This window comes from Wolbachia endosymbiont (group A) of Urophora cardui (genome assembly GCF_964028435.1).
GTDB lineage: Bacteria > Pseudomonadota > Alphaproteobacteria > Rickettsiales > Anaplasmataceae > Wolbachia.
This window is the reverse complement of sequence record NZ_OZ034774.1, coordinates 532,108-555,934: the sequence shown is the minus strand read 5'-3', so window position 1 is coordinate 555,934 and position 23,827 is coordinate 532,108. Positions and strand designations below refer to the sequence as shown.

Sequence of the window (23,827 nt, the reverse complement as noted above, 5' to 3'; positions counted from 1 at the left end):
TGCCTAAAGCTTTTAATTCAGCGTGAATTTTAGGGATCTGCATTTGGATGCTTTTTTTGAATATCTGCTAGAAGCCCATCTCTTGCTAATTCCTTACTGCTTTTTCCCTTAGCAACCCATTTATAATAACCACCAGCAGATATGTCTAAAACCCTACATAGTTCCTGTATTTTATAGCAATTTCTATATAAAAGAATACTTTACTCTTTTTGTTTGGTCAGGGCTTTTTTTTAAATGTCTCTTTCTCTTGTTACTCTTGCTAGTTCTTTTTTTAGATCAAATCTTTCTTTGTCATAAGGAGCCTTTGTCTGGAAATGCGTATGCTTCTGACATTTTTCCATCATATTTTCTTACCCATTTACTTAACATACTGCCATCTATGCCTAGATCTTTTGCTATTTTTTTACTTCTGTTTCTTTAACCAGCTTAACAGCTTCTAATTTGAATCCTGCTGCTTCTATTTGCCATATTTTGAAAAAACGTTTTATTTTACTCCAAAAACGTCTTAACTTTCTCTCTACTTTTTCTGGGTAAGGTCAGAGTATCCACTTTAACCTCTCTAAATTTGCTCATAACCTCTTAACTTGACGCGTATGACTCCCTACTTGGATGACAGATAGTAGTGCGAAAGCCTCTTACAACTTACTTTTAATTAGTCTAACCCATGCGTGCCAATCCCTCTCACCAAGATTGCTTTCAAAAGATAGGAGATCCTTTACAGCTTTTGAGCAAATTTCTTCACTTGGAATTGATAACTCCCTATTCATTGCTAACGTTAAACATTGAGTTTTGCACGCTCGTTCTAAATGATACGTGTAAAACATTGCTTCTTGTATAGTCCGACCACACGTTATAGATCCATGATTGCGCATTAACATGACAAAATTTTCTTTCAGATCAGCTATTAACCTCTTTCCTTCTGTATTGCTAAGTGCTAGGGAATTATAATTATGGTAAGAGATTTTATTGTAAAAGTGCAGTGCCCATTGACTTATTGGAAGTAGTCCATCTTTTAGAGAAGAAACTGCTACAATAGAAGGTGTATGCAGGTGAAAAATTGCTTGAATGTCTTTCCTTGCTTGATAAACAAAACCATGAATTATATAGCCAGTTTTATTATATTGATATTCTGTACCCTCAATCACATTTCCATCTAGTGATACTCTCATCAATGAATTTTCATTCACTTCGTCAAAGCGTATACCAAATGGGTAAATATAAAACGACTTTTGATCTTCAGAACATACCGAGAGGTGAGTATATGTATGATCATCCAGTTTAAGGTAAGACAAAATCTGATAGGCATAGACTAGATCCCTTTTTACTCTGCTCTTTGTTAACAACACAATCCTCTGTTAGAATCTTCTGAAGATTTATACACGAAAAAAGGCTTGTAGTAAACTAATAAGTCTATGCCACTCTGTCTTGCTTTCTGAATACCAAACACTTTTGTGTTGTAGCTTGCTTAAAAATAGTTATCGTTATTATAGAGTTTATATACAGAATTTATGTTTCTAAATTACATAATATCTTAACTATAAAAATAATTTTCTATGTAATATTTCATATGTTTTAAAGCTTTGTTTTTATGTTATTATAAATGTAAGTTTCAAGATTGAAAATAATATGGTAAGTATTAACACAAAAAAACAGCCAGCAGGATTTTTCATATATCTCTCTGGTCTTTCAGGAAGTGGTAAACTTTCCACAGCAATAGAATTGTCCAATATGATAGACGCATTAATTGTAAATAGTAAGTTCTATAACAATGTTCAAGTTTGCTCTATATACAATGGTGTCTTTGAACGTGATCAAATACCTAAAGAAGTTCAAGATAGAATATATGACATTATGCAAATTATGCTTCAGGTAATAGAAAATTATCCGATTCACTCAAAAAATTACATATTTATTGATGAGTTGATGGAAAATAATGACCAGAACATGAGGATGTATGATTCAATAGTAAGGCTTAGTAAAAAAATGAACACAGAAATCCTTCCTGTGGTACTTAGGTGTGATCTACCGACATTACAAAAGCGTATTGCATTAAAAAGGCAAAGAAAAAATAGGAAGGTGACTAATGTAAATAGCATGATAGAGCAATTTAGGATTAACAATTTATTTATACCACCGAGTGCCATAGAGATAGAAAATTCAGATATGAGTATAAAAGAAGTAGCTCAAGAGATAGTAAACCAGATGCACAGGCTTAGCCACATTGTATGTACGCGAAAGAATAGTCTATAATGATTTCATATACTGAGGCTCATTTAAATATAGAGCCTCAACTTCATTTAATTTTTGCTTGTTCTTCAGTCTATAATGAACCAATAGTCCTGCATGGCTAGCATTTAAATTGCAATCCATATGTGTAATGCAGTCACTGCTTGTAGCGTGACACTTGGATCCAGGTTCACGTGCTGCAGTTGGACCAGATAGCGGCAATAAATTGAAATCAAATAACTGCGTATAAAACCCTTGAGCATTTTTGATTATAGCTCTGATATTTTTTTTGCTATTCGTACAAAGCAAAGATATTGTGTAAGCTTGAACTTCCAGCGCATTAACTCCGTATAATGGCTTATTTGTAGCAAGATTTATACTTTGTGCTGCTGATATACCAACTCTAATTCCAGTGAAACTTCCTGGTCCAACTACTACCGCTAAATGATCTATTTTATCATAATTATAATTGTGCTTATCAAACAAAGTATTCAGAATTTGAAAAAATGATTCTACATGATTGTTGCTGGCGGAATTGCGCTCTACAAAACAATTACCATCATAATCAACTATTGCTATTGAACTACCAGTACCTACAGTATCAATCGCTAAAATAGACATTACTTAAGCTTATCATAGAGTTTTGTAAACATCATAGTAAAGGCACCATTACCCATAACATTTGCTGAAGTGATTATTGGATCAAACACTATATACAAGGCTGTGATTAACGAAAGCATTTCTGGAGAAAATTTGAGGTATTTCTCAAGAATAGGTAGCATTACCATAATTCCTCCTGCCGGCACTGCAACGATAGCAAACTTAAATAACAAAAAATAGAGAAGAAAAGTTACATAGTCCGTTGTGGACAATAAATAACCAGAAGTAATTACCATTGATAATATTATAACAAAAAAGCAATCACCTACTAAATGGAAGCTAGCAGTTATTGGTATAACAGACGATGCTATATCAGGTTGCTTTACATTTTTTTTGCTTCCTTCAAGAGTAAGCGGCATAGTTGCATTACTAGACATTGTGCTCATCGCAGTAATAAATGCCGGTATCATATTGCCTATACTAGCTATCCAGCTTGTGATCTTGAATGAATTTGCTGCTCCATATAAGAGGAAAACATAAAGGTAGGTTGCAGATGCTATAATAATGAAAATTATTGAGTAATCCTTAAATATTATAGATAAAACTTGATCATGCTGCATTTTTAAAGCAAGCCCAAGTACAAATATTGGAATAATCGGCGTCAAAAACGTCTTCAAAATAAAGAGAGTTAAATCTAACATTTTGTTCGAAAGCTCTTTGCTTTTCTTGGGTAGCAGTGTGGACACTACTATGCTGGACACAAATCCACAGGCAAGGGCATAAAAATTAGAAAGCAATGCAGGCAGCCTAAACGACCATAAAGGAACAATTGTTTCTTCATACGTTATATCTTGTATTGAATAAGTGTTTTGTATGATAAAATGCCCAACAGAATAAGCTATTAAACTTGAAGCCAGATTCGATAAGAAGATCATTATAATAAGTAACAATATAAACTTTATAGCTGACTGCTTAAGATTGTTAACACTGCTAAAGATTAACGCAAAAATAATAAAAGGCATTATAAATAGCAAAACCTCTTTTATACTCAGGCTCGTTGAGTACAAGAAGGTTTTTGCTTCCATTGGAACTAAATGACCAAAGAATGCAACTGAAGTGATGACCGTGAGTAAGATTAATAGTTGTAGCACGTTCTTATATACCAATGTCCTATGGACATATATATGGTAAGTTGGTTGTTAAGTAAAGCAAAACTGCCTATTGCTACGAAACATTATGAAAGACAAGCAGCTTTTGTTACTCCCGCGCGTACTGCACGAATATTATCTATTAGATCCCAGTGCCTTGACTACTTCGATCCAGGAAAATTGATTATGCACTATACAACATTCTCGATCAAAAAACTGATTCCAGTGTCAGCTACTTGCATGACAAAGAAGAGTGAAATTAGCACTCACCTATTATTCGTGTCGTTTTCAGTAAAAGCCTCCTCCCATGTGCCTTGAGTTGCTGCACGACTATACTCTGTTACTCTATTTTCAAAGAAATTCGTATGTTCAACGCCATTTAGTATTTCATCGAGCCATGGAATAGGATTATCATTGACATCATATATGGACTCAAGACCTAATTGCATTAACCGTCTGTTTGCTACGTAGCGTATGTAATTGCGCACTTCTTCTGCGGATAGTCCTTCAACATCTCCTAAATCAAAGGCAAGCTTTATGAATTCGTCCTCAAGCTCAACAATAGTGCGGCATGCAGAATATAATTCCTCTTTAAACTCGTTGTCCCAAATTTCATTATTCTCTTTAATAAATGTATTAAATAACATAATAATTGAATTGGTGTGCAAAGTTTCATCACGGGCTGACCAGGCGATTATCTGCCCCATGCCTTTCATTTTTCCAAAGCGTTGGAAATCGAGCAAAATTGCAAACGATGCGAATAACTGCAACCCCTCGGTAAATGCACCAAACACTGCTAGAGTTTTAGCTACATGTTTTTTATCGTGTTTTTTGCTTTCCTCAAATTCCAGCATGTATTCATATTTCTTTCTCATAGCATCATACTTTAAAAATGCTTGATACTCGCTTTCTGGCATGCCAATTGTGTCTAAAAGATAAGAATAAGCTGCAATGTGTATGGTTTCCATATTGGAAAAACTTGCAAGCATCATGCATATCTCTGTTGGCTTAAATATATTTGAATAATGCCTCATATAGCAGTTATTTACTTCAATGTCCGCTTGAGTAAAGAATCTAAAAATCTGAGTTAGTAGATTTTTCTCTACGTTTGAAAGTTTAGTTTTCCAATCCTTCACGTCATCAGCAAGCGGAACTTCCTCAGGTATCCAATGGATTCTTTGTTGCTGCAGCCACGCATCATACGCCCAAGGGTAATTAAAAGGTTTGTATATTGGATCTGCTTCTAACAATGACATAAGACACCTATTATTTTCTAAAGTAAATATTATATTAAGTGATATTGAGAATCAGTCAATTTAACTTTTTGAAATTTGACGGCAGGTAATTTATTAGTGTATTATAGCTTCAAGTAATTTATCAACAGAAATGCGAGTATTAATATCTTTTATTTTATTATTTACAGTGAGCTGCACACACACTATTCACAACCACGGAGCTCCTGGCATTAGTGTTGAATTGTGGAGCAAGATAAAAGCAGGTGACGATAAAGAAAAAGTGGTTCACACTTTAGGATCACCAATATTAGTATCAAAGTTCGATGACAATGTTTGGTACTATGTCTCATATAAAATTAAACAAGCTAACTTCTTAGGACAAAGGAAGTATAGCAGTAAGTCCCTGCAAATTTCATTCGATCAGGACGGTAAAGTTGCAGATACAAAAGAAACTGACATCTTAGAGAGATCTTTGGCTGTTCCTGATTGAAAATCTGCTGACTACAGAGTTTTTCCCGCCCTTCTTTGTCATCCAAGAACCGTATTACGTCATCCCAGTGCCCAGACACTGGGATCTATTTTTTTTCTGGATGCCAGTGTCACGCACTGGCATAACAAGAAAGGAGCGCTGGAATGATAATGTGAAGTGTCTACTTCTGTCATCCAAGTAGCCTGACTACTTGGATGACAGAAGGTAATATAAGAGGTCTATTGTAAGATTTTACCCATTTAGAATAAAGTCTAGTGTTACTTCACGCCAAATGTGGTGGTGCTGAGTAGGCAAGCCAGTCAATGGGCTACATTTATATACTGCACGCATTGCATTATCTGCTATCGACCTGAAAAGTGGATTATTTCGATAGGAATCACTGTCTGCTACATCGGCCATAATTATCTCGCCTTGACTGGATAATAATAAGTTAATTTTTATATTAAAATTTTCTTTGTAAGCTATGCTTTCAGGAATGCTCCAGCATTTTGTAAGTTTGTCTCTTATAGAGTTAATAATTTCTGTTACAACTAATTCATCGTTTTTATTCTCAACGCTTTTTTCGTTTCCTATTTCATTTTTTGCCTCTCTAACATCCCTTCTTAGTTTCTTCCCTACACTTTTTTTTCTTTTTGGAACTGGAATGAATTCTTTACCCTCGTTAATAATGACTTCTTCTTGCATTTCGATAATTTGCCTCGGTTGTGCTACAACAGTGTGCTCAACTGTTTCTTTTTTCCTTTGTGGTATAGGAACAACTGACGTATCATTCGTTTGGGCTTTTGTTGAAGGTAACGAAAAAAGCAGAAAACAACATAAAGATAAAAAAAGAATGTAATTAGAATAGAAAAAACGCATATGTTAAGCAGTTTGTTTTACTGGTTTAAAGCTAATATTGCACATAAAGTCAATATATTTTAGTTGATTTAAGCTCAAAGACGTAGTTTTTGCTGTACTAATTTTACTATTTCTATAATATTATACGGTCAATACGGTCAATATACTCTAAATGAGATGGAAAGATGAAGGCATCATTATAGCTGCTAAAAAATACGGCGATAAAAACTTAATTCTTTCTCTGTTTACAAAAAATCATGGAAAGCGCAGGGGATTAACTAAGCTAACAAACAATAGCAATTATAAGTTTCAGATAAGTAATCTATTACATGCAGAATGGAGTGCTAAGTTACCTGAAAATCTGGGTTTTTTAAAGTGCGAATTAATCGAATCTCCATTCCATCATTTCTTTCAAGATAGGTTAAAAAGCATTACTATTGTCTCTTTCTCCTCTATTTTAGAAAAAGTGCTTCCAGAAAGTGAACCCTGTGCCATGCTGTATGACAATTTTCGATATTTCATCGATGTAGTTAAACACAACAATCAGTCTTGGCAAAGCCATTATCTTAACTTAGAGCTTCTGCTTCTTACGCAATTGGGATTCAAGTTAGACTTATCCAAATGTGCTGTAACAGGTGTTAAGGAAAACTTACAATTTATTTCTCCAAAAACTGGTAGAGCAGTGTCAAAAAAAGCAGGAGATTATTATGCAGATAAACTCCTACCTTTTCCACAAATGTTGCATGATGTATACAATAATAACCTACAAAACAGCTACTCATTCCAAGAATTTCAGTTAGGACTGAAAGTCACAGGATATTTTTTAAATAAGTATCTATTTTTGCAGTTAAACATGAAATTTCCAGAGCTGAGAAACCTCATGTTGTCGCTTTAACCTTAGTTATCATTTTTTTGAAATCATTTCAGAAATCTATAGCTAACCCAAGCAACACGTCATACTGCGATTCATTCGCGGTATCTCAGCATAGATTCCGCTAACGAGTAGCGGAATGACGGTTGTCGGTAAACTTAAGCCACTTTAGCTATAGCCAGTAACCACTCTATTTCTACCACTGTTTTTTGCCTTATATAAATATTTGTCAGCACGTACTATAAATTTTTTAATATCGTCAAGGTCAGATCCTTGCATTTCTGCAATTCCAATGCTAACAGTTATGTTATGGGTTGTATTTTTGTCCGCAAGTATAAAAGGTTCTTTAGCAATAATTTTTCGTATTCTCTCCGCAATAGTGTACGCATCTGATACATTGGTATCTGGCATTACAACAACAAACTCCTCACCACCAAACCTAGCTAGTAAATCTGTCACTCTGATATTTTCAGAAATTCTTTTCTGTACTTGCTTTAAAAGTTCATCTCCAGCACTATGCCCAAAACTGTCATTCACCATCTTAAAATAGTCTATATCAAGTATCATAAGAGACAACCTTCTATCCTTTTCCACAGAGTCCTTAACAATGTTTCTTAAGTGTGCATCAAAATATCTTCTATTATAACAGTTAGTTAATGGGTCCTTTATAGACATTTCCGCATTATTAAATAAATTCATTCTCAAGGCATCTTGATATCTTTTGCGTTTTACTTGCGAATTAACCCTTGCTATTAACTCACCCTCATCCAAAGGTACTGTTAAATAATCATTAGCACCTACATCAAGTGCTTTTACTAAATTGTTTTTATCATAATCCTCAGAAAGAATCAGAATTGGTGTATAGCGTGTTTCTACTTTACTACGAAACTCAGAACACAAACGCAGGCCGTCAGTTTTTGAAAACTGCATATCAGAAATGATCAGGTCGTAATTATTCTTAATACCAACCTTTAATGCCTCCACTGGATCACTCAGTATTTTAATTGACCTAAAGCGGTGCTTTAGTACATTATATATCTGCTCTGCTTGAAAGACATCTTCATCTACAACAAGTATGTTAGCATCAAAAATCTGATTAGAATAATCCATAATACTGTTTCCTGCTACTCCGCCAATCTCAGCGTTGGTTTCTCCTCTCAAACGCAATTCGTCGATAATCATCTTTAAGCGTGTGAGAGACTTAATTCTCGCAGATAAAGCAGTTTCGTTTATTGGTTTAGTCAGAAAGTCATCTGCACCAGCATTAATGCCTTGTACTCTATTGTGAGTATCATGCAGTGCAGTTACCATAATTATTGGAATATGGGTTGTCAAGGGATCACTCTTTAGCTCCTTACAAACTTGAAAGCCATTCATCTTTGGCATCATGATATCAAGTAATATAATATCAGGCTGCTGCTTTGCTACTAAATCTATAGCTTCTTCACCATCATGAGCTACGATAACCGTATAGTACTCTGCTTTTAGTCGAGCTTCTAAAAGCTTGACATTAGATAGTACATCATCTACTACTAGAATCTTCGCTGTCATTATCTTTAGATGTATTATCTATATCGTAAGTAGGATAAAGCTTACCATTTTTACCAACTATGTAATTTACCTTCTCAGTATTACACTCTTTATATAAGTCTTCAATTCCTGCGTCTTTCAATAACCTCCTAGCTTTTGATTTTATAATCATAAGATACCTATATGTATTCCTAATAAGATCAATAAATACAGGCACCTTATTTCTATCAAGAACAATTATGCTCACTAAAGCAACGACCAAAATTTCTGAAAGACCTATATTAAACATTTTTCCTATGAAGCAAGTACTTTAATCCTCCTGATTATAAATATTAATTTGCTTAAATCAAGTTTAGAAGCAACTATCTCATCTAAAAAACTATTATAACGTTCTATGTAGTCCTTATCATTACAAGCCCAGGTTTGAACCTTATCTTCGGGGTTATCAGTAGCTTTTATGACTTTAACAGCTAGCTTGTGATGGTAATTGCTTAAATCGTCCAATAAATCATTAACTAAGCTGCGATCCCAATAAGAAGAGCGGCTTTTCATCTTGATGGCAATTGTTCTAATCAGATCGAATCTTAACAGCGACTTTAACTCAAAGTATATTTTACCAGCATCAAGAATGGACAAAGATGTCTGTTCAGCAACAGATATAATGTCCAGTGCATAAGCAAGAACGTATAGATCAGCAACTTTTTTTGCTAGATCTTTATTTATATTAAGTTCTACTAAAGAAGTTGATCCATGGCTACAGACCTTTAATAGGTGTTCATCTAAAACATCAGTTAAGTTCTGGCCTAAAGTTTCAATTGCATCTTTAAATTTTGTAACATCATCCAACTCTACAAAGCTAAGCTTGCCAAGATTTTTCACTAACCAAAACGATACTCTGCCAATAAATTTCTGCACGTTCCTCACTATTTGTAAGTATGAGTTAACATCAATTTTTCCATCCAATTCATCAATTTTCTGCCACAGGCTGTTTAAATCATACAGGTGGTTAACAACAATATATATGTTAACCGCTTCTTGTACCTTAATTCCAGTGTTCTCAGCCAAATTATTGATGAATATACAGCCCATTCTATTCACTACATCATTTGCAATGCAAGTAGAGATAATTTCTCTACGAAGTTGGTGTTTTAATATGAAATCCTTAAACTTTGTTATCATCTTTTTAGGAAAATAACCTAGCAAGTAGTCATTAGATATAAGATCTTTTTCAGGCAGATCGGAATGTATAATGTCATTTTTTATTGCCGTTCTAGCATAAGACATTAGAATAGAAAGCTGAGGAGAACTGAAACCTTCTGCACCAGTTAACATCCTTGCTATCTCTTCTTCAGTTGGAAGAAATTCTACGCTTCGGTTTAACAGCCCAGATTTTTCTAAACTGAGCAGTAACCTGTGGTGCTGCTCCAATCTCTCTTTAGCTTGCAAACACTCAAGAAGTAATGCTTTTGTTTCAATTCTGTTGTGGTTCTCAAGCACTTTGGATGCAACTTCGTCCACCATACTTGCCAGTATTTCATTCCTTTTTTCTAAAGAAACACCCCCTGCTTTCATAGCTGAAACAAATGCAATCTTGATGTTAACTTCAAGGTCCGAACATATCACTCCGGCTGAATTATCAACAAAATCTGCATTTATATATCCACCTCTTTCAGCATATTCTATTCTTCCAAGCTGTGTGCATCCCAAATTTCCGCCTTCTATAAACATAGAAGCTCTAATATCTTTACCATTTACTCTTAACTCATCGTTTGCTTTGTCACCGACCATGCTATGATTTTCACTCTTTGCCTTAACAAACGTGCCAATTCCTCCATTCCATATGAAGTCCACTTCTGCTTTGAGTAGATATCTAATCAAATCACTTGGAGGTAGCATATCTTCTGTTATATCAAAGCATTTTTTTATTTCTTGAGAAATGTTTACTTGCTTGCTGCTACGCTCAAATACTCCTCCACCCTTAGAAATCAAATCTTTGTTATAATCCATCCAAGTTGAAAATGGTAACTCAAAGAGACGTTTACGCTCTGTGAAACTCTTTTCTGCACTAGGATTTGGATCAATAAAAATATGCATATGGTTAAATGCGCCGATTAAATGTATATTTTTTGAAAGCAGCATACCGTTTCCAAATAGATCGCCAGCCATATCTCCAATTCCAATAACAGTTGCATCTTGGTAAATATCCTTATTCATTTTCCAAAAATGCCTCTGCGCTGCAATCCATGCACCTCTGGCTGTAATACCCATTTTTTTGTGATCATAACCTGCTGATCCACCAGATGCAAATGCATCGCCAAGCCAAAAATTGTATTCAGAGGCTATTTGGTTTGCATAGTCAGAAAAAGAAGCAGTGCCTTTATCTGCTGCAACTACCAAGTATGGATCATCCTCATCATACCTAATCACATTCTCTGGTGGAATTATTTTGCCATTAACTACATTATCAGTAATGTCAAGCATTCCCCTGATAAAACTCTTATAGCATTCAACACCTTTCTCTCTTAAAATATCTTTGTCTTTATAAACTTGCTTAATTACAAACCCACCCTTTGCGCCAACAGGTACAATAACCGCATTTTTTGTCATCTGAGCTTTCATGAGCCCCAAAACTTCAGTGCGAAAATCTTCCGTCCTATCCGACCACCTTAAGCCACCACGGGCCAATTTCCCTCCTCTTAGATGTATTCCCTCAAAAAGATTTGAATAAATATACAATTCACGATATGGACGAGGATTAGGCAAACCATTTATTTTATTTGAGTCAAATTTTGTAGATAAATATGGTTTATCGTCTTGATAATAACTGGTCCTTAAAATAGCCATTATCAAGTTAAATATCGAGCGCAAAACGTAATCATGTGAAACATTGCTGATCTCTTTTAGAAGTTCCTCAATTTTTTCTATGAAAATGTCCGTGGTTTCTGCTCTATCAATGTCTATGCTAGGATCAAATCTTGCATGAAATAGTTGTATCAAATACTTTACTATTTTTGGATACTCTGAGACTACCTTTTGGATATATTCTGGATTGTAGTTAAATGACGTCTGCTTTAGGTAAGCACTGAGCGCTCTAACCAGAAGCACTTCTTTCCACTCCAGTCCAGCAATAATGACCAAACTATTGAAATAATCATTTTTAATTTCCTTTCTAAACACTTTCGCAAGTGTTATTTCAAATTGCTCTTTTAGAGTAATGTTGTCTATTAATTCATCGACTCTTGACAACACAAAATGGTGTATCCATATTCCGCCGTTAATTTCTATGTAATAGCCATTATGAGATAGAATCTTAGCTCCCAAATTCTTAGTGATCCTTAATATCTTCGATAATTCAAGGCCTCTATTGCTTGGAGTATAAACCTTTAATTGATAATTAAGATTATCACAAGTAAGTCTTAAATCGACCTCGCTAACTCCTTTTTTCCTCACTATCTCCAATTTTTTCATATCGTAATATGCGTCATGAGGTTCGAAACTCTCTTGATAGCTTATTGGAAATGCCTTGCAATAACGGATGAATATATCCTCAACAGTACTAAAAGTATTATATAAATTGTCTATAAAACGATCTTCCCACTTTTCCGTAATGTTCCTCAATTTGTTTTCGATACGCAAAACTTCGTCATCAGGAACACTAGCATTTTTGGTCTTTAGCACTACATGCAATTTCATCAAATCATATTCATTGATAATGTGATTGTTATAAATATCTGAACTTTCTGCACTTGTCTCATCCTTCAATATGTCACGTATCTTGAACATTAGCCTAGCGCTAGCATAACGCATTGGTATCAGCACTATGCAACTAATAAAATCCCTTACTCTTCTTAAAAATAATCTGACCCTTGGCCTAATCGCAAGAGACATGATCGAAATGCAAATTTTAAATAATTCGTCTTCATTTGATTGGAATAATTCATCACAAGAGAATGCTTGTAAAATAGAAATTAAAGCTTTGTTATTGTGGCCCCCGGTTACAAACCCTGCATTTTTTTCTATAACTTTAACTTTATCTCTTATTATTGGGATAGTTCGAATATCTTGGACCTCCGCTACAGAAGTAAATAGCCCGAAAAAACGCCGTTCCTTTACTACATTACCCTGGTCATCAAATTCTTTTACTCCTATACAATTCATGTATGTACGCCGATGGACTATTGAGATTAGATCTGATCTCAATATGTATAGGGAATCAAGGTTTGCAGAAGGAATCAACGTACTTTGACCTACTCTTATCAGGCCAAGGTCCTTTTTGCTATCACAGACGAGTTTTTCATCTTTACCAGCAATATATTCTTGATAACCTAGAAATACAAAATTATTGTTTTTTAGCCAATCTAAGAAATCTTTTCCTGGTGTCACTCCAGCGTTCGACGCTGGCTGCTCGATGGCAAAAAGAAGACTTTTTGCTTCATCAAGTTTCTTGAGCATTAAGTGCCAATCTTTCACAACGCAATTAACTGCTTTCAGCGTTTTTTGTAGAGATTCTTTTAATGTATCAACAAAACTGTCACTTATACCTTTGATAATTACATATATAACTGATTCTTTGACTCCATTGCTTTCTTCCAAGGAGTAAATCTCATCTATTAGGCCATCTTTTCTTTTAATGTTAATTATGCTGTTGCTGTAATAGCATATGGTTAAATTGTGCGATTTAATAGTTGCAATAACAGAATCAACCAAAAATGGCATATCATCGTTTGTTATCTTAATCGTGGTAAAATCGCCTTCTATTCCTGGTATATCATCTATATTGCTTACTACTAACTTACTTTCATCTTTCTCTTTTTGAGAAACAAAATTGTAAGCATCGTTTACAATATATAGCAAAAACTTATCGTTGGCTTTTAGGTCGCTTTTATAAACAAAACTATAAAAATACTTAATAAATTTTTTAATTTTTTCTTTATCTTGCTGATTTTCTTGATCAACTAACTCAAATAAAGACTCAGTGTCAACATTATGATCTATACACATTTTTTTAACAAAAATACACAGTGAACTTAAACCTTTTTAACTAAGATTTCATTATCAAGAGCGTACACTATTAGCTCATCATTTTCTACTACTTCCCCTGATAAAACTAATTTAGCTAAATTATTTTGAATACACTCTTGTATAACCCTTTTTAGGGGCCTTGCTCCATATTCAGGGTCATAGCCAGTTTGTGCTATTAGTTCTTTAGCTTCCTGCGACAAACTTATACTCAGTTTACGCTTAGCAAGTGTTTTTTGTAAATAAGAAAATTGAACATCTATAATTTTATAGATGTCATCTCTGGTTAAACTGTGGAATATAATAATTTCATCCAGCCTGTTTAAAAATTCTGGACGAAATGCTGATTTAACTATTTGCATCACTTCGCTTTTTACAGAGTTAGCAACTCCTCCTTCCGATGTCATTCCAGCGCGTGAAGCTGGAATCTGCATCTGGATCCCAGTGTCAGCTACTTGGATGACAGGAGGTAGAGTCTCATTTTCTGTAACTCCCTTAAGCATTATCTCTGCACCAAGGTTAGAAGTTAAGATCAGTATGGTGTTGCGAAAATCAACTAATTTGCCATGACTATCAGTGAGTCTACCCTCATCCAAGATTTGCAGCAATAGATTAAATATATCTGGACTTGCCTTCTCTATTTCATCAAACAGAATAACCTGATATGGCCTTCTTCTTACTGCTTCGGTTAATCTGCCACCTTGCTCATAGCCAACATACCCTGGAGGCGCGCCAATTAGCTTTGAAACAGAATGTTTTTCCATATATTCTGACATATCAAAACGCAAAAGCGCTGATTGATCGTCAAACAGAAATTCAGCAAGGGCTTTTGCCAGTTCTGTTTTTCCAACCCCGGTTGGGCCTAAGAATAAAAATGAACCGAAAGGTCGATTAGTATCTTGCACACCAGAGCGAGAGCGCCTAACTGCATTACTTATTGCTTCTATCGCGCCTTTTTGCCCTATTACTCTTCTTCCTATTTCATTCTCCATGTTAAGAAGTTTTTCCTTTTCGCTGTGCATCATGTTATCAACTGGAATTCCTGTCCACTTTGAAACAATGTTTGCAATATCATCTCCAGTCACTTCTTTCTTTAAGACACTATCAGTAACCTTTTCCTGATTTTTTAATTCATTCTCAAGCTGAGGGATCACACCATACATCAGCTCTCCTGCTTTTCCTAAATTTCCACTCCGCTGAGCCAATTCCAGCTCTTTTCTGGCGTTATCTAATTTTTCAACTGTTTCTTGTATTCTAGCTATTTTATTCTTTTCCATCTGCCATTTGCTGTTCAAGTCAGCAAATTTACTGTTTAGATTTTCGATCTCTTCATTTATCTTTTTTAAACGCTGTTTAGAATTTTCATCACTTTCTTTTTTTAGAGCTTCTGCTTCAATCTTTAGCTGTATAACCTTTCTCTCAAGTTCATCAATAACTTCAGGCTTGCTATCCATTTCAATTCTCACCCTACTTGCTGCTTCATCAATCAAATCAATTGCTTTATCAGGTAAAAACCTATCTGTTATATATCTATTGGACAACGTTGCAGCAGCAATTATTGCACCGTCTGTAATTCTTATACCATGATGCACTTCATATCTTTCCTTCAAACCCCTGAGTATTGAAATGGTATCAGTTTCAGTTGGTTGAGAGATAAACACAGGCTGAAAACGCCTTGCAAGTGCAGGATCTTTTTCTATATGCTGACGATATTCATCTAAAGTTGTGGCTCCTATACAGCGAATTTCTCCACGCGCAAGAGCAGGCTTTAGCAAATTTGAAGCATCCATTGCACCACTTATTGCTCCTGCTCCAACTAAAGTATGAAGCTCATCTATAAACAAGATGACTTTTCCCTCCGCTTTCGAAAGCTCATTAATAACTGCTTTTAACCTTTCTTCAAATTCTCCTCTAAATTTTGTTCCAGCAATTAATGCGCCAAGATCGAGGGCTAAAACTTTTGCATCACGCAAACCAAGTGGCACGTCATTTGCAACGATTCTATTTGCAAGCCCCTCAACTATTGCAGTTTTTCCAACACCAGGTTCACCGATCAGCACTGGATTATTTTTTGTCCGCCTCAGTGATACCTGCATAGTTCTTCTGATCTCTTCATCACGACCAATTACAGGATCAAGCTTGCCTTGCATAGCAAGCTCTGTAATATCCTTTGTATATCTCTTAGCCGCGTTCAATTTTTCCTCACTGTTTGGCAAGTCTGCACTGCTACCTTTCCTCATGTCTGTAACAACTGAATTTAATTTTTGCGGTGTAACACCATTCTCTGCCAGAATTTTGCCTACAGTATCATCTTTTTGTGCAGTGAGGCCCTGCAGTAAACGCTCAACAGCAACAAATGAATCTTTATTTCTCTTTGCAATACCAATTGAATCTTCAAAAACTTTTGCTATTTCTCTTGAAAGTTGAAGGCCCCCACTTCCTGGACCTTCAATTACTGGCAACTTTTTTATTGCGCTATCCACAGCATCAGAAATACTTTGCACATTTCCACCACAAGCGTTTATCAAATCCTGAACTAAACCTAATTCATCCTCAAGCATCACTTTGAGTAAATGCTCAGGCATAAAAATCTGATGCCCAGCTCCCAACGCTTTCATCTGAGCACTTTGAATTAGACTTTTTGCTTTTTCGGTAAATTTATTTAAGTCCATAACACCAGTTAAATTCGTATTTGCTGATGTATATAACAACTGATTTCATAAATTTAAACCCAAAGTTGTTTATTGTTAGGTATGGTCTGCAAAAATTTAAAACTTTCTTAAGAACCTGTTTAAAATCTTCGTAATAGGAGAGAAATGAAGGAAAGGACAATCATTTGCAAGCTGGTATTGAGTTTACGTTCGCAATTTTTCCACAACTGCCTACACTTTTCCAACCAAGCAAAAGAGCGCTCAACGACCCATCTCTTTGGCAATACAACAAAGGTCACTGGGATCCAGAAAAGTTTGCTTGTTTATAAGCAAACTAGCATGGAAAGTAGCTGATCTTATACTAAATGAATGTTTTTGATGAGGTTGCATAGAAGCTGGATTCCAGTGTCAAGCACTGGAATGACAGCAGTCCTACGTCATACCACCGCGAACCGTCATACCGCCGCGGTATTTCTAGATCCCGCTAACAAGTAGCGGGATGACGATTGTCAGGGTGTCATTCCAGCGCCCCTATGATGTCATCCAAGTAGCCAACACTGGGATCCAGGAAACTTAACTCTACACCAAGTAAATGTACAATAAGAACTAGATTCCAGACTGGAATGACAGCAGTCCTACGTCATACCACCGCGAACCGTCATACCGCCGCGGTATTTCTAGATCCCGCTAACAAGTAGCGGGATGACGATTGTCAGGGTGTCATTCCAGCGCCCCTATGATGTCATCCAAGTAGCCAACACTGGGATCCAGGAAACTTAACTCTACACCAAGTAAATGTACAATAAGAACTAGATTCCAGACTGGAATGACAGCAGTCCTACGTCATACCATCGCGAACCGTCATACCGCCGTGAATTAACCGTCATACCGTCACGGTATCTCTTGACATAGATCCCGCTGCGGGATGACGAATTACTATACCACCGCAAACCGTCATACCACCACGAACCGTCATACCGTGATTCATTCACGGTATCTCTTAGCCGCTAACAAGCAGCGGGACGACGATTCTTCAAATCGTCAAGGTGTCATCCGAGTAGCTTGACTACTTGGATCCAGAAAACTTAACTTTAAACAAGTGGCTGCATAATAAAGACTAGATTCCAGCGTCACGCGCTGGAATGACACCATTTTCGGTCTCTTAAATTGCTTTAGCTAGAAACATTAAGAAATTTACCAAATAAAAAAAAGGCAAAAGAAGCCCCGTGGTGCGAGTTTTGACTCTATATTACTGTAAGTGGCGCTGTAATAATGTGCTAACGCTTAAAATAAGCGCGATTTGGGTGAATGTAGAAAAAATAAAAAAGACATGCAGCCGCTATAATTTTATGTAATCCGCCAAAAAATACCCTGAGTTTTTTACTGAATTTTGTCATTGAGCCTGCAGGTCAAAAACAAGTTTTGAGTCATAAATACCCTTATTGTCATAATAAGGGGGCTGGCGGAGTTTGTCAAGCAACTTTCTATATAATATTTTCTAAAATAAATGGACTTCTCGCATCCAATTTCGGCAGCGCATGACACACAACTGCAATGACAAGGTGTTGTAAGATATTACCACAAACATCATATTCACACGAAATACTTGACTTCACTTGTACTAAGAAGCATTTTATATATATTGTGTGCCCGTAGCTCAGCTGGATAGAGCAACAGCCTTCTAAGCTGTGGGTCGTAGGTTCGAATCCTACCGGGCACACTCTTCTATCAATACTTTCTATAAATCTTCAAGTATTCTGGCACCACATTTTCAATTGCTAATGGTCGAACCTTCATTGTTTCAAGGTCAGCTGACTTTTCGATTGAGCTATTCATCATAACTTTCACCTGATTCTTGAGTAAGCACAGGGTTCGTATCTCCAGTTATTGGTTTTAGCAGCATAGAAATAATTTTATTTTCTAAAAAGAAAGCTATTAACTTTGCCATTGGAAAAGATACATTGATCAACAAACACTTTCTGTTAGTAACATTCAGAATAAACTTCAATAAGCTTTTGAAAGAGTAAACCTTTGGTCCACCCATGTTATAAATTTTCTTGTCTTGCTTATTAAAACTGATAATACGATATACCACTTCAGCTAAGTCTGTTACACATATTGGCTGAAATTTAGTCGTTCCATTGCCAATTAGCGGCAAAAAAGGAAGAACAGTTGCTAATCTTGCAAATTTATTAAAGAAGTTATCTTCTTTACCAAATACAAGGCTTGGCCTAATTATTATTGCTTCTTGAAATGCTGAAGTTACAGCTTTTTCACCTTCCAATTTACTTTTGGCATATTTTGACAACTTGCTATTTTCTATTCCCATAGCGGAAAAATGTATCATCATAGGTACATTTTTCATTTTTGCAGCTTTTGCTATCCTTTCAGCTATTTTAACGTGAACAGCGTAAAAATCGTGCTTTTTTGCTTCATATAATATTCCCACTAAGTTTATGGCTACATCACATTCTTCCATACCCTCTAGAACTGATTTTTCATCAAAAAAATCGCCTTTAAATATTGATATTTGTCCCAAATTGCCACACAATTTTAAACAAGCAGCTTTTTCCTGATTACGAGTGAATATCTTTATTAAATATCCTTCTGCTGCCAAGCGTCTTACGATGTGTTTCCCTATAAACCCCGTTCCACCAAAAATAATTACACGTTTTGTCACGATTAAAGTTCCTAATAATTTGTTACTGTAAATTAATACAATGATTTTGCTTAATATTCTATTATGAATTCCCGTACAATAAGATCCATTTTCATTCTTCGTGAGCCTTTAACTAGAATTGCGTCATTATTCTGAATAATGTTAGCTAAATCACTTTTCAATTGATTAGAATCATTAAAATGCGCGCCTCTTATATTATCTGGCAAAAGCTCATGCAATTCTAACATAAATTTACCAACTGTATAAATTTTATCTATATTATTTTCTGTGACAATCTTAACCAAATCTGTATGAAATTCTATGCTTTTATCACCAAGTTCCAACATATCACCAAGCAAAGCTACTTTTCTCTGATTAGAATATGTACTCAAAGTTTTTATTGCAGTTTTCATCGAAGCAGGGCTGGCGTTATAGGAGTCATCAATTAAATGTATATATTTTTTATTGTATTTGACCTTATGAATATTGCCTCTACCTTTCGTTACACTAAAATTCTTAAGTGCAAGTGGTAATTTTGATAAATCAAGTCCGAGGCTCTGCACAACTGCTGCAACAACAAGTAGCGAATAAGCAAAATGCTCACCTTGTACACGTAAATTACAGTTTATAATTTGATTATCACTCAGCCTGATTTTTAAACTTAATCTATTAGCAACTCGGTTTGATGTCATTCCAGCGCGTGACGCTGGAATCCAGTCTTTATTATACAACCGTCTGATATGCTCATTTGCAATTGAACTTCCTGGATCCCAGTGTCTGGGCACTGGGATGACAGAAGATAGTGCTGAAATGACAGAAGATTCATCGTTTCTTATTAAGTTTAGTAAACAAACTTCAGCATTTTTATCTTTACCGAGGCTTATTACATTTCTATTGGCGCGTGATGAGAGATAATCATAATATTTATTATCTCTGTTCAAGACCAAAGTACCATTACTTTTCATACCATATAGAATTTCTAACTTCGCTTGTGCAACGTCAAATAGTGATGAAAAATTTTCAGTATGTGCAGGTTCGATGTTGGTAATAACTGCAATATTTGGATTACTAATCTTTGATAATTCTTTTATTTCACCAGCTTTATTCATTCCCATTTCAAGGATTAAGTACTGGCAGTTTTTTGGAGCTTTTAGAATTGTCAAAGGCAATCCTATATTATTATTTAAGTTACCTTTGTTTGCATGGGACACTCCATATTGCGATAAAACAGTGTGCAGCATATCCTTTGTAGTGGTTTTCCCTACACTGCCTGTAATTGCAATAATTTTAGCATCAACAAGAATATTTCTAATATAGTATGATGCCATATCGTGCAAAGCTTTCAGGGTATCTTGTACAATAATGAGAGGGAAATTTTTATATTTACCCTCACTTACTATTGCAGCGGCAGCCCCTTTTAAAAACGCTTCATGCAAAAAATTATGGCCATCAAAATTCTTTCCCTTGAGTGCAATAAATAAATCACCTTTTTTTATGCTTCTTGTGTCCGTTGAAATATTTGAGCTATGTGTCCAATTACAACCATTTACGCCTCTTCCGCCAGTTGCATCAATGATATTATTTGTATTCCATTTAAACATAATTTAGAGAGTACTCTTTAAAGTAAATTGAATAAAGTAGCAAATACCACATGTTTTAGACAATGTATAAATAATGGTTGCAATCCCTATAATTCTATCTTATAATGGATATAGAAGTTTAAATTTTTTCGTCTATAATTAAAATGTATTTAGTTGTAGAAAGTAACTTGGAGGTGTGTATGCCAAAAAACGACCAAAATGAAGAATCTAAAGTTGGTAATGCAGCTTCGGGAGTAGGAAATTTTCTGGGTAGAGGTATAGGAGCTCTATTTGGGGGTATAATATATCCTATACAGCCAAAAAACTGGTTTAAGTCTCGGGGCGAAATGTGGCACGACATAAAAAATGGCGGGCGTTATATTATTGGCAGCCCACTTGAAGAGTATGACCCACCTATAGAAACCACACAAGCTAGTGAGAATCTTGGTGTAGAAATAACAGAGCAAAAGAAAGGGAAAGGAAAGGTAGCTTTTTTAGCGTCAAGGACTCTGACGGGAGATATACCTTATTTGAACGATGAACAATTAGGTCAAATAAAGAAAAACCTGCCAAATGTAACTATTTTTAGAGAAGAAAACAAAATTGTAATTGAAATTAACGTTGAGGAAATAGCTAACACTATTAAAACTAATCCTGATAATAAAGGCAAGAGCAAGAAAGAAATAGAAGAGCTTGTTCTTAAAGGAATTGCTAATAAAGTTGACGAAGACCTTAAGAAGCTTGCAGGAATTACTGGTGGAGAATTTAAAATTCATACAGACTTAAAATTGCTGAATGGTATTGCAGAAAAATTGTATCGAGAATATGATAACCAGAACAAACCATCAAAAACTCCAGGGCCAGCACAAACTGGAAAGTCACCAGGGCAGTCTTCAGAAACTGTTACAAGTACAGATGAATTAGTAAAATCTTTTAACATTACTAATCCTAACGAGTTTCCTTTTGGTAAAAGTAAAGAAGCTATTTCTCCTATAAAAAATATGCAGTTATCAGAACGAGATATCAAAAAGCAAGCAGAAGGATTGGGAAGTACTTTTTTGAATTTTGAAGATGCCTCTTGTGAAGTAATAAAACCACTATCTACGCCTGATGTAGAAAGAAATAAAGGAAGAGGGAAAGGTCGCTCTTAAAATATGAGCAATGAAGTTTATGATAGCAATAACATCTTTGCTCAAATATTAAGAGGTGAGTTACCTTGTGAGAAGGTACATGAAAATGAAAATGTACTAGCTTTTCGTGATAAGTACCCTGACGCACCAGTTCACATTTTAGTTATACCAAAAAATCAATATATTTCATACGATGATTTTATTCTAAAAGCTTCTGAAGAGGAGATAGTAAGTTTTTTCAAAATTGTCAGAGAAATAGCACATAAATATAATTTAGAAAAAACAGGATATAGATTAGTCACTAACTACGGTGAAAATGGAGAGCAGGTTGTACCACACTTTCACGTGCATATTTTAGGTGGTAAAAAGTTAGGAAAGCATGTAAACTCATAGTGTTATATGTTTTGTTAAATGAGCGAATATCTAACCATAGTAATCTTTATCTGCGTATCAATTGTAGTATCTTTTGCTTTAGGTATATTGCCTATGTTTCTTGCAGTGAGTAAGCCAGATGGTGAAAAACTTTCCACATATGAGTGTGGCTTCAATCCACTATCCAGTGCAAGAAAAAATTTTGACATTAAATTTTACCTAGTTTCAATATTATTTATAATATTTGACTTAGAAATCGCTTTTCTTTTTCCTTGGGCTGTTTCTTTATCTAAGATAAGCTATGGTGGATTTTGGTCTATGATGGTATTTCTTGCAATACTCACTATAGGTTTTATCTATGAATGGTGTAAAGGTGCATTAGAGTGGGAGTAGTTTATGACAAATCAAATTCTATCTAATGATGACTGGGGTCGTTATAAAAAAGAAGGGTTTCTTGTTACTAAATTTGGTGATTTAATAGATTATGTAATGAATTGGGCAAGGTCTGGTTCATTGTGGCCAATGACATTTGGTCTTGCATGTTGCGCAGTTGAGATGATGCATACTGCATCCAGCCGTTATGATCTTGATAGATATGGCATAATGTTTCGTGCAAGCCCACGTCAATCAGATGTGATGATTGTTGCTGGCACACTAACTAATAAAATGGCAGCAGCATTGCGCAAGGTTTATGATCAAATGGCAGACCCGAAGTATGTTATTTCTATGGGAAGTTGTGCAAATGGTGGTGGTTATTACCATTATTCTTATTCAGTAGTCCGAGGCTGTGATAGAATTGTGCCAGTTGACGTGTATGTCCCTGGATGCCCACCAACCGCTGAGGCGTTGCTATATGGAATGCTATGCCTACAAAACAAAATAAAACGAACTCAGAATATAAAGCATGGATAAAACTGCAAGGCATATACAAAAAAAGACCAAGTGTGAGTGCATTCAAAAAGATGATGGCATTATTGTAATATATTCAACTTTAGATGAAATTGAAAAGCACCTATCCTTTCTACGTGATGATGAAAAGTGTAGGTTTGAACTATTAGTTGATATTTTTGGGGTTGACTATCCAGATCGAGAAAAGCGCTTTGAGTTAGTGTACAATTTACTCAGCATTGTGCATAATATTAGAGTACACATAAAACTTCAATTATGTGAGGGCGATATGCCTCCAAGCATAGCAAAGGTATTTAGCACAGCTTCGTGGTTTGAGCGTGAAGTGTTTGATATGTATGGAATAGAATTCTCTGATCACCCTGATTTGCGTAGGATTCTAACAGACTATGGATTCAAAGGTCATCCAATGTTAAAAGATTTCCCTCTCACTGGTTATGAGGAAGTAAGATACGATATAGAGGCAAAAAAGGTTGTATATAATCCTATAGATTTATCGCAAGATTTTCGTATGCTTGATAGCCTATCGCCTTGGGAAGGTAAAACCATAAAAGTAAATACAAAGGAGTAGAA

The 23,827-nt window shown here is 35.3% G+C and carries 18 protein-coding genes, 1 tRNA gene and 2 pseudogenes; 9 read left to right on the top strand and 12 right to left on the bottom strand.

The features are described 5' to 3' along the window. Nucleotides 1-635 precede the first annotated feature (635 nt). A complete protein-coding gene (locus ABWU38_RS02715; RefSeq protein ID WP_253307196.1) occupies nucleotides 636-1,346 on the bottom strand; it encodes a class II aldolase/adducin family protein in 711 nt (236 codons plus the stop codon). Nucleotides 1,347-1,626: 280 nt separating this feature from the next. Between ABWU38_RS02715 and ABWU38_RS02710 the strand changes: the two genes are divergently transcribed. Then, nucleotides 1,627-2,250 (top strand): AAA family ATPase, encoded by a 624-nt coding sequence (locus ABWU38_RS02710; RefSeq protein WP_253307197.1) that lies wholly within the window; start codon nucleotides 1,627-1,629, stop codon nucleotides 2,248-2,250. Here the strand turns inward: ABWU38_RS02710 and tsaB are convergent. The 3 genes from tsaB to ABWU38_RS02695 form a co-directional block, all read right to left on the bottom strand. Continuing rightward, nucleotides 2,245-2,847 carry a tRNA (adenosine(37)-N6)-threonylcarbamoyltransferase complex dimerization subunit type 1 TsaB gene (tsaB, locus tag ABWU38_RS02705; protein ID WP_353272435.1) on the bottom strand — a complete coding sequence of 201 codons (603 nt, stop codon included), beginning with the start codon at nucleotides 2,845-2,847 and terminating at the stop codon, nucleotides 2,245-2,247. The two genes, ABWU38_RS02710 and tsaB, sit on opposite strands and share 6 nt — an antisense overlap. Then, nucleotides 2,847-3,977 (bottom strand): cation:dicarboxylate symporter family transporter, encoded by a 1,131-nt coding sequence (locus tag ABWU38_RS02700; RefSeq protein WP_253307199.1) that lies wholly within the window; start codon nucleotides 3,975-3,977, stop codon nucleotides 2,847-2,849. The genes tsaB and ABWU38_RS02700 overlap by 1 nt, the downstream gene beginning before the upstream one ends. Nucleotides 3,978-4,240: 263 nt before the next feature. Beyond that, a complete protein-coding gene (locus ABWU38_RS02695; RefSeq protein ID WP_353272434.1) occupies nucleotides 4,241-5,230 on the bottom strand; it encodes a ribonucleotide-diphosphate reductase subunit beta in 990 nt (329 codons plus the stop codon). Nucleotides 5,231-5,360: 130 nt separating this feature from the next. On the opposite strand from ABWU38_RS02695, the gene ABWU38_RS02690 reads away from it, so the two are divergent. Further along, nucleotides 5,361-5,699: an outer membrane protein assembly factor BamE gene (locus tag ABWU38_RS02690; RefSeq protein WP_353272433.1), complete on the top strand. Its 339-nt coding sequence runs from the start codon at nucleotides 5,361-5,363 to the stop codon at nucleotides 5,697-5,699. A gap of 231 nt (nucleotides 5,700-5,930) precedes the next feature. Here ABWU38_RS02690 and ABWU38_RS02685 read toward each other — a convergent pair whose 3' ends face one another. Next, nucleotides 5,931-6,557, bottom strand: a complete 627-nt coding sequence (locus ABWU38_RS02685; protein WP_353272432.1) for a hypothetical protein — start codon at nucleotides 6,555-6,557, stop codon at nucleotides 5,931-5,933. Between the two features lie 151 nt (nucleotides 6,558-6,708). Between ABWU38_RS02685 and recO the strand changes: the two genes are divergently transcribed. After that, a complete protein-coding gene (gene recO / locus ABWU38_RS02680; RefSeq protein ID WP_353272431.1) occupies nucleotides 6,709-7,431 on the top strand; it encodes a DNA repair protein RecO in 723 nt (240 codons plus the stop codon). A 144-nt stretch (nucleotides 7,432-7,575) separates the two neighbouring features. Here recO and ABWU38_RS02675 read toward each other — a convergent pair whose 3' ends face one another. The 5 genes and pseudogenes from ABWU38_RS02675 to ABWU38_RS02655 form a co-directional block, all read right to left on the bottom strand. Continuing rightward, complete coding sequence (locus tag ABWU38_RS02675; protein WP_264688012.1) at nucleotides 7,576-8,958, bottom strand: PleD family two-component system response regulator; 1,383 nt, start codon at nucleotides 8,956-8,958, stop codon at nucleotides 7,576-7,578. Beyond that, nucleotides 8,930-9,226 carry a hypothetical protein gene (locus ABWU38_RS02670; RefSeq protein WP_253307184.1) on the bottom strand — a complete coding sequence of 99 codons (297 nt, stop codon included), beginning with the start codon at nucleotides 9,224-9,226 and terminating at the stop codon, nucleotides 8,930-8,932. The genes ABWU38_RS02675 and ABWU38_RS02670 overlap by 29 nt, the downstream gene beginning before the upstream one ends. A gap of 5 nt (nucleotides 9,227-9,231) precedes the next feature. Further along, on the bottom strand, nucleotides 9,232-13,938 hold the full coding sequence (locus ABWU38_RS02665; RefSeq protein WP_353272430.1) for an NAD-glutamate dehydrogenase: 4,707 nt from the start codon (nucleotides 13,936-13,938) through the stop codon (nucleotides 9,232-9,234). Nucleotides 13,939-13,964: 26 nt separating this feature from the next. Then, nucleotides 13,965-16,628, bottom strand: a complete 2,664-nt coding sequence (gene clpB, locus ABWU38_RS02660) for an ATP-dependent chaperone ClpB (protein ID WP_353272429.1) — start codon at nucleotides 16,626-16,628, stop codon at nucleotides 13,965-13,967. Between the two features lie 119 nt (nucleotides 16,629-16,747). After that, nucleotides 16,748-16,903 (bottom strand): annotated as a pseudogene (locus tag ABWU38_RS02655) (transposase); the annotation flags it as partial. Nucleotides 16,904-18,253: 1,350 nt separating this feature from the next. Between ABWU38_RS02655 and ABWU38_RS02650 the strand changes: the two are divergent. Next, nucleotides 18,254-18,327 (top strand) — tRNA-Arg (locus tag ABWU38_RS02650). 8 nt (nucleotides 18,328-18,335) lie between these two features. Here ABWU38_RS02650 and ABWU38_RS02645 read toward each other — a convergent pair. Together ABWU38_RS02645 and ABWU38_RS02640 are read right to left on the bottom strand one after the other, a co-directional pair. Further along, nucleotides 18,336-19,287, bottom strand: a pseudogene (locus ABWU38_RS02645) (complex I NDUFA9 subunit family protein). Nucleotides 19,288-19,337: 50 nt separating this feature from the next. Beyond that, nucleotides 19,338-20,867 carry a UDP-N-acetylmuramoyl-tripeptide--D-alanyl-D-alanine ligase gene (locus tag ABWU38_RS02640; RefSeq protein ID WP_253307181.1) on the bottom strand — a complete coding sequence of 510 codons (1,530 nt, stop codon included), beginning with the start codon at nucleotides 20,865-20,867 and terminating at the stop codon, nucleotides 19,338-19,340. A gap of 179 nt (nucleotides 20,868-21,046) precedes the next feature. Here ABWU38_RS02640 and ABWU38_RS02635 point away from each other — a divergent pair, with 179 nt between their 5' ends. Genes ABWU38_RS02635 through ABWU38_RS02615 form a run of 5 tightly spaced genes read left to right on the top strand, consistent with a single transcriptional unit; the run spans nucleotide 21,047 to nucleotide 23,825 of the window. Beyond that, nucleotides 21,047-21,997: a hypothetical protein gene (locus ABWU38_RS02635; protein ID WP_264688007.1), complete on the top strand. Its 951-nt coding sequence runs from the start codon at nucleotides 21,047-21,049 to the stop codon at nucleotides 21,995-21,997. A 3-nt stretch (nucleotides 21,998-22,000) separates the two neighbouring features. After that, the gene (locus ABWU38_RS02630; RefSeq protein WP_164224547.1) at nucleotides 22,001-22,369 is read left to right on the top strand and encodes an HIT domain-containing protein; all 369 of its coding nucleotides are present in this window, start codon (nucleotides 22,001-22,003) and stop codon (nucleotides 22,367-22,369) included. Between the two features lie 18 nt (nucleotides 22,370-22,387). Next, nucleotides 22,388-22,741, top strand: a complete 354-nt coding sequence (locus ABWU38_RS02625; protein ID WP_006279576.1) for an NADH-quinone oxidoreductase subunit A — start codon at nucleotides 22,388-22,390, stop codon at nucleotides 22,739-22,741. Between the two features lie 3 nt (nucleotides 22,742-22,744). After that, complete coding sequence (locus ABWU38_RS02620) at nucleotides 22,745-23,260, top strand: NuoB/complex I 20 kDa subunit family protein (protein ID WP_164224545.1); 516 nt, start codon at nucleotides 22,745-22,747, stop codon at nucleotides 23,258-23,260. Then, nucleotides 23,253-23,825 carry an NADH-quinone oxidoreductase subunit C gene (locus ABWU38_RS02615; RefSeq protein WP_253307178.1) on the top strand — a complete coding sequence of 191 codons (573 nt, stop codon included), beginning with the start codon at nucleotides 23,253-23,255 and terminating at the stop codon, nucleotides 23,823-23,825. The genes ABWU38_RS02620 and ABWU38_RS02615 overlap by 8 nt, the downstream gene beginning before the upstream one ends. Nucleotides 23,826-23,827 lie beyond the last annotated feature (2 nt).

Coding starts and splice junctions, on each gene's coding strand:
- ABWU38_RS02710 (WP_253307197.1), top strand. CDS start 1,627: ATGGTAAGTATTAACACAAAAAAACAGCCAGCAGGATTTTTCATATAT.
- tsaB (WP_353272435.1), bottom strand. CDS start 2,847: ATGTCTATTTTAGCGATTGATACTGTAGGTACTGGTAGTTCAATAGCA.
- ABWU38_RS02695 (WP_353272434.1), bottom strand. CDS start 5,230: ATGTCATTGTTAGAAGCAGATCCAATATACAAACCTTTTAATTACCCT.
- ABWU38_RS02690 (WP_353272433.1), top strand. CDS start 5,361: ATGCGAGTATTAATATCTTTTATTTTATTATTTACAGTGAGCTGCACA.
- ABWU38_RS02685 (WP_353272432.1), bottom strand. CDS start 6,557: ATGCGTTTTTTCTATTCTAATTACATTCTTTTTTTATCTTTATGTTGT.
- recO (WP_353272431.1), top strand. CDS start 6,709: ATGAGATGGAAAGATGAAGGCATCATTATAGCTGCTAAAAAATACGGC.
- ABWU38_RS02675 (WP_264688012.1), bottom strand. CDS start 8,958: ATGACAGCGAAGATTCTAGTAGTAGATGATGTACTATCTAATGTCAAG.
- ABWU38_RS02670 (WP_253307184.1), bottom strand. CDS start 9,226: ATGTTTAATATAGGTCTTTCAGAAATTTTGGTCGTTGCTTTAGTGAGC.
- ABWU38_RS02665 (WP_353272430.1), bottom strand. CDS start 13,938: ATGTGTATAGATCATAATGTTGACACTGAGTCTTTATTTGAGTTAGTT.
- clpB (WP_353272429.1), bottom strand. CDS start 16,628: ATGGACTTAAATAAATTTACCGAAAAAGCAAAAAGTCTAATTCAAAGT.
- ABWU38_RS02640 (WP_253307181.1), bottom strand. CDS start 20,867: ATGTTTAAATGGAATACAAATAATATCATTGATGCAACTGGCGGAAGA.
- ABWU38_RS02635 (WP_264688007.1), top strand. CDS start 21,047: ATGCCAAAAAACGACCAAAATGAAGAATCTAAAGTTGGTAATGCAGCT.
- ABWU38_RS02630 (WP_164224547.1), top strand. CDS start 22,001: ATGAGCAATGAAGTTTATGATAGCAATAACATCTTTGCTCAAATATTA.
- ABWU38_RS02625 (WP_006279576.1), top strand. CDS start 22,388: ATGAGCGAATATCTAACCATAGTAATCTTTATCTGCGTATCAATTGTA.
- ABWU38_RS02620 (WP_164224545.1), top strand. CDS start 22,745: ATGACAAATCAAATTCTATCTAATGATGACTGGGGTCGTTATAAAAAA.
- ABWU38_RS02615 (WP_253307178.1), top strand. CDS start 23,253: ATGGATAAAACTGCAAGGCATATACAAAAAAAGACCAAGTGTGAGTGC.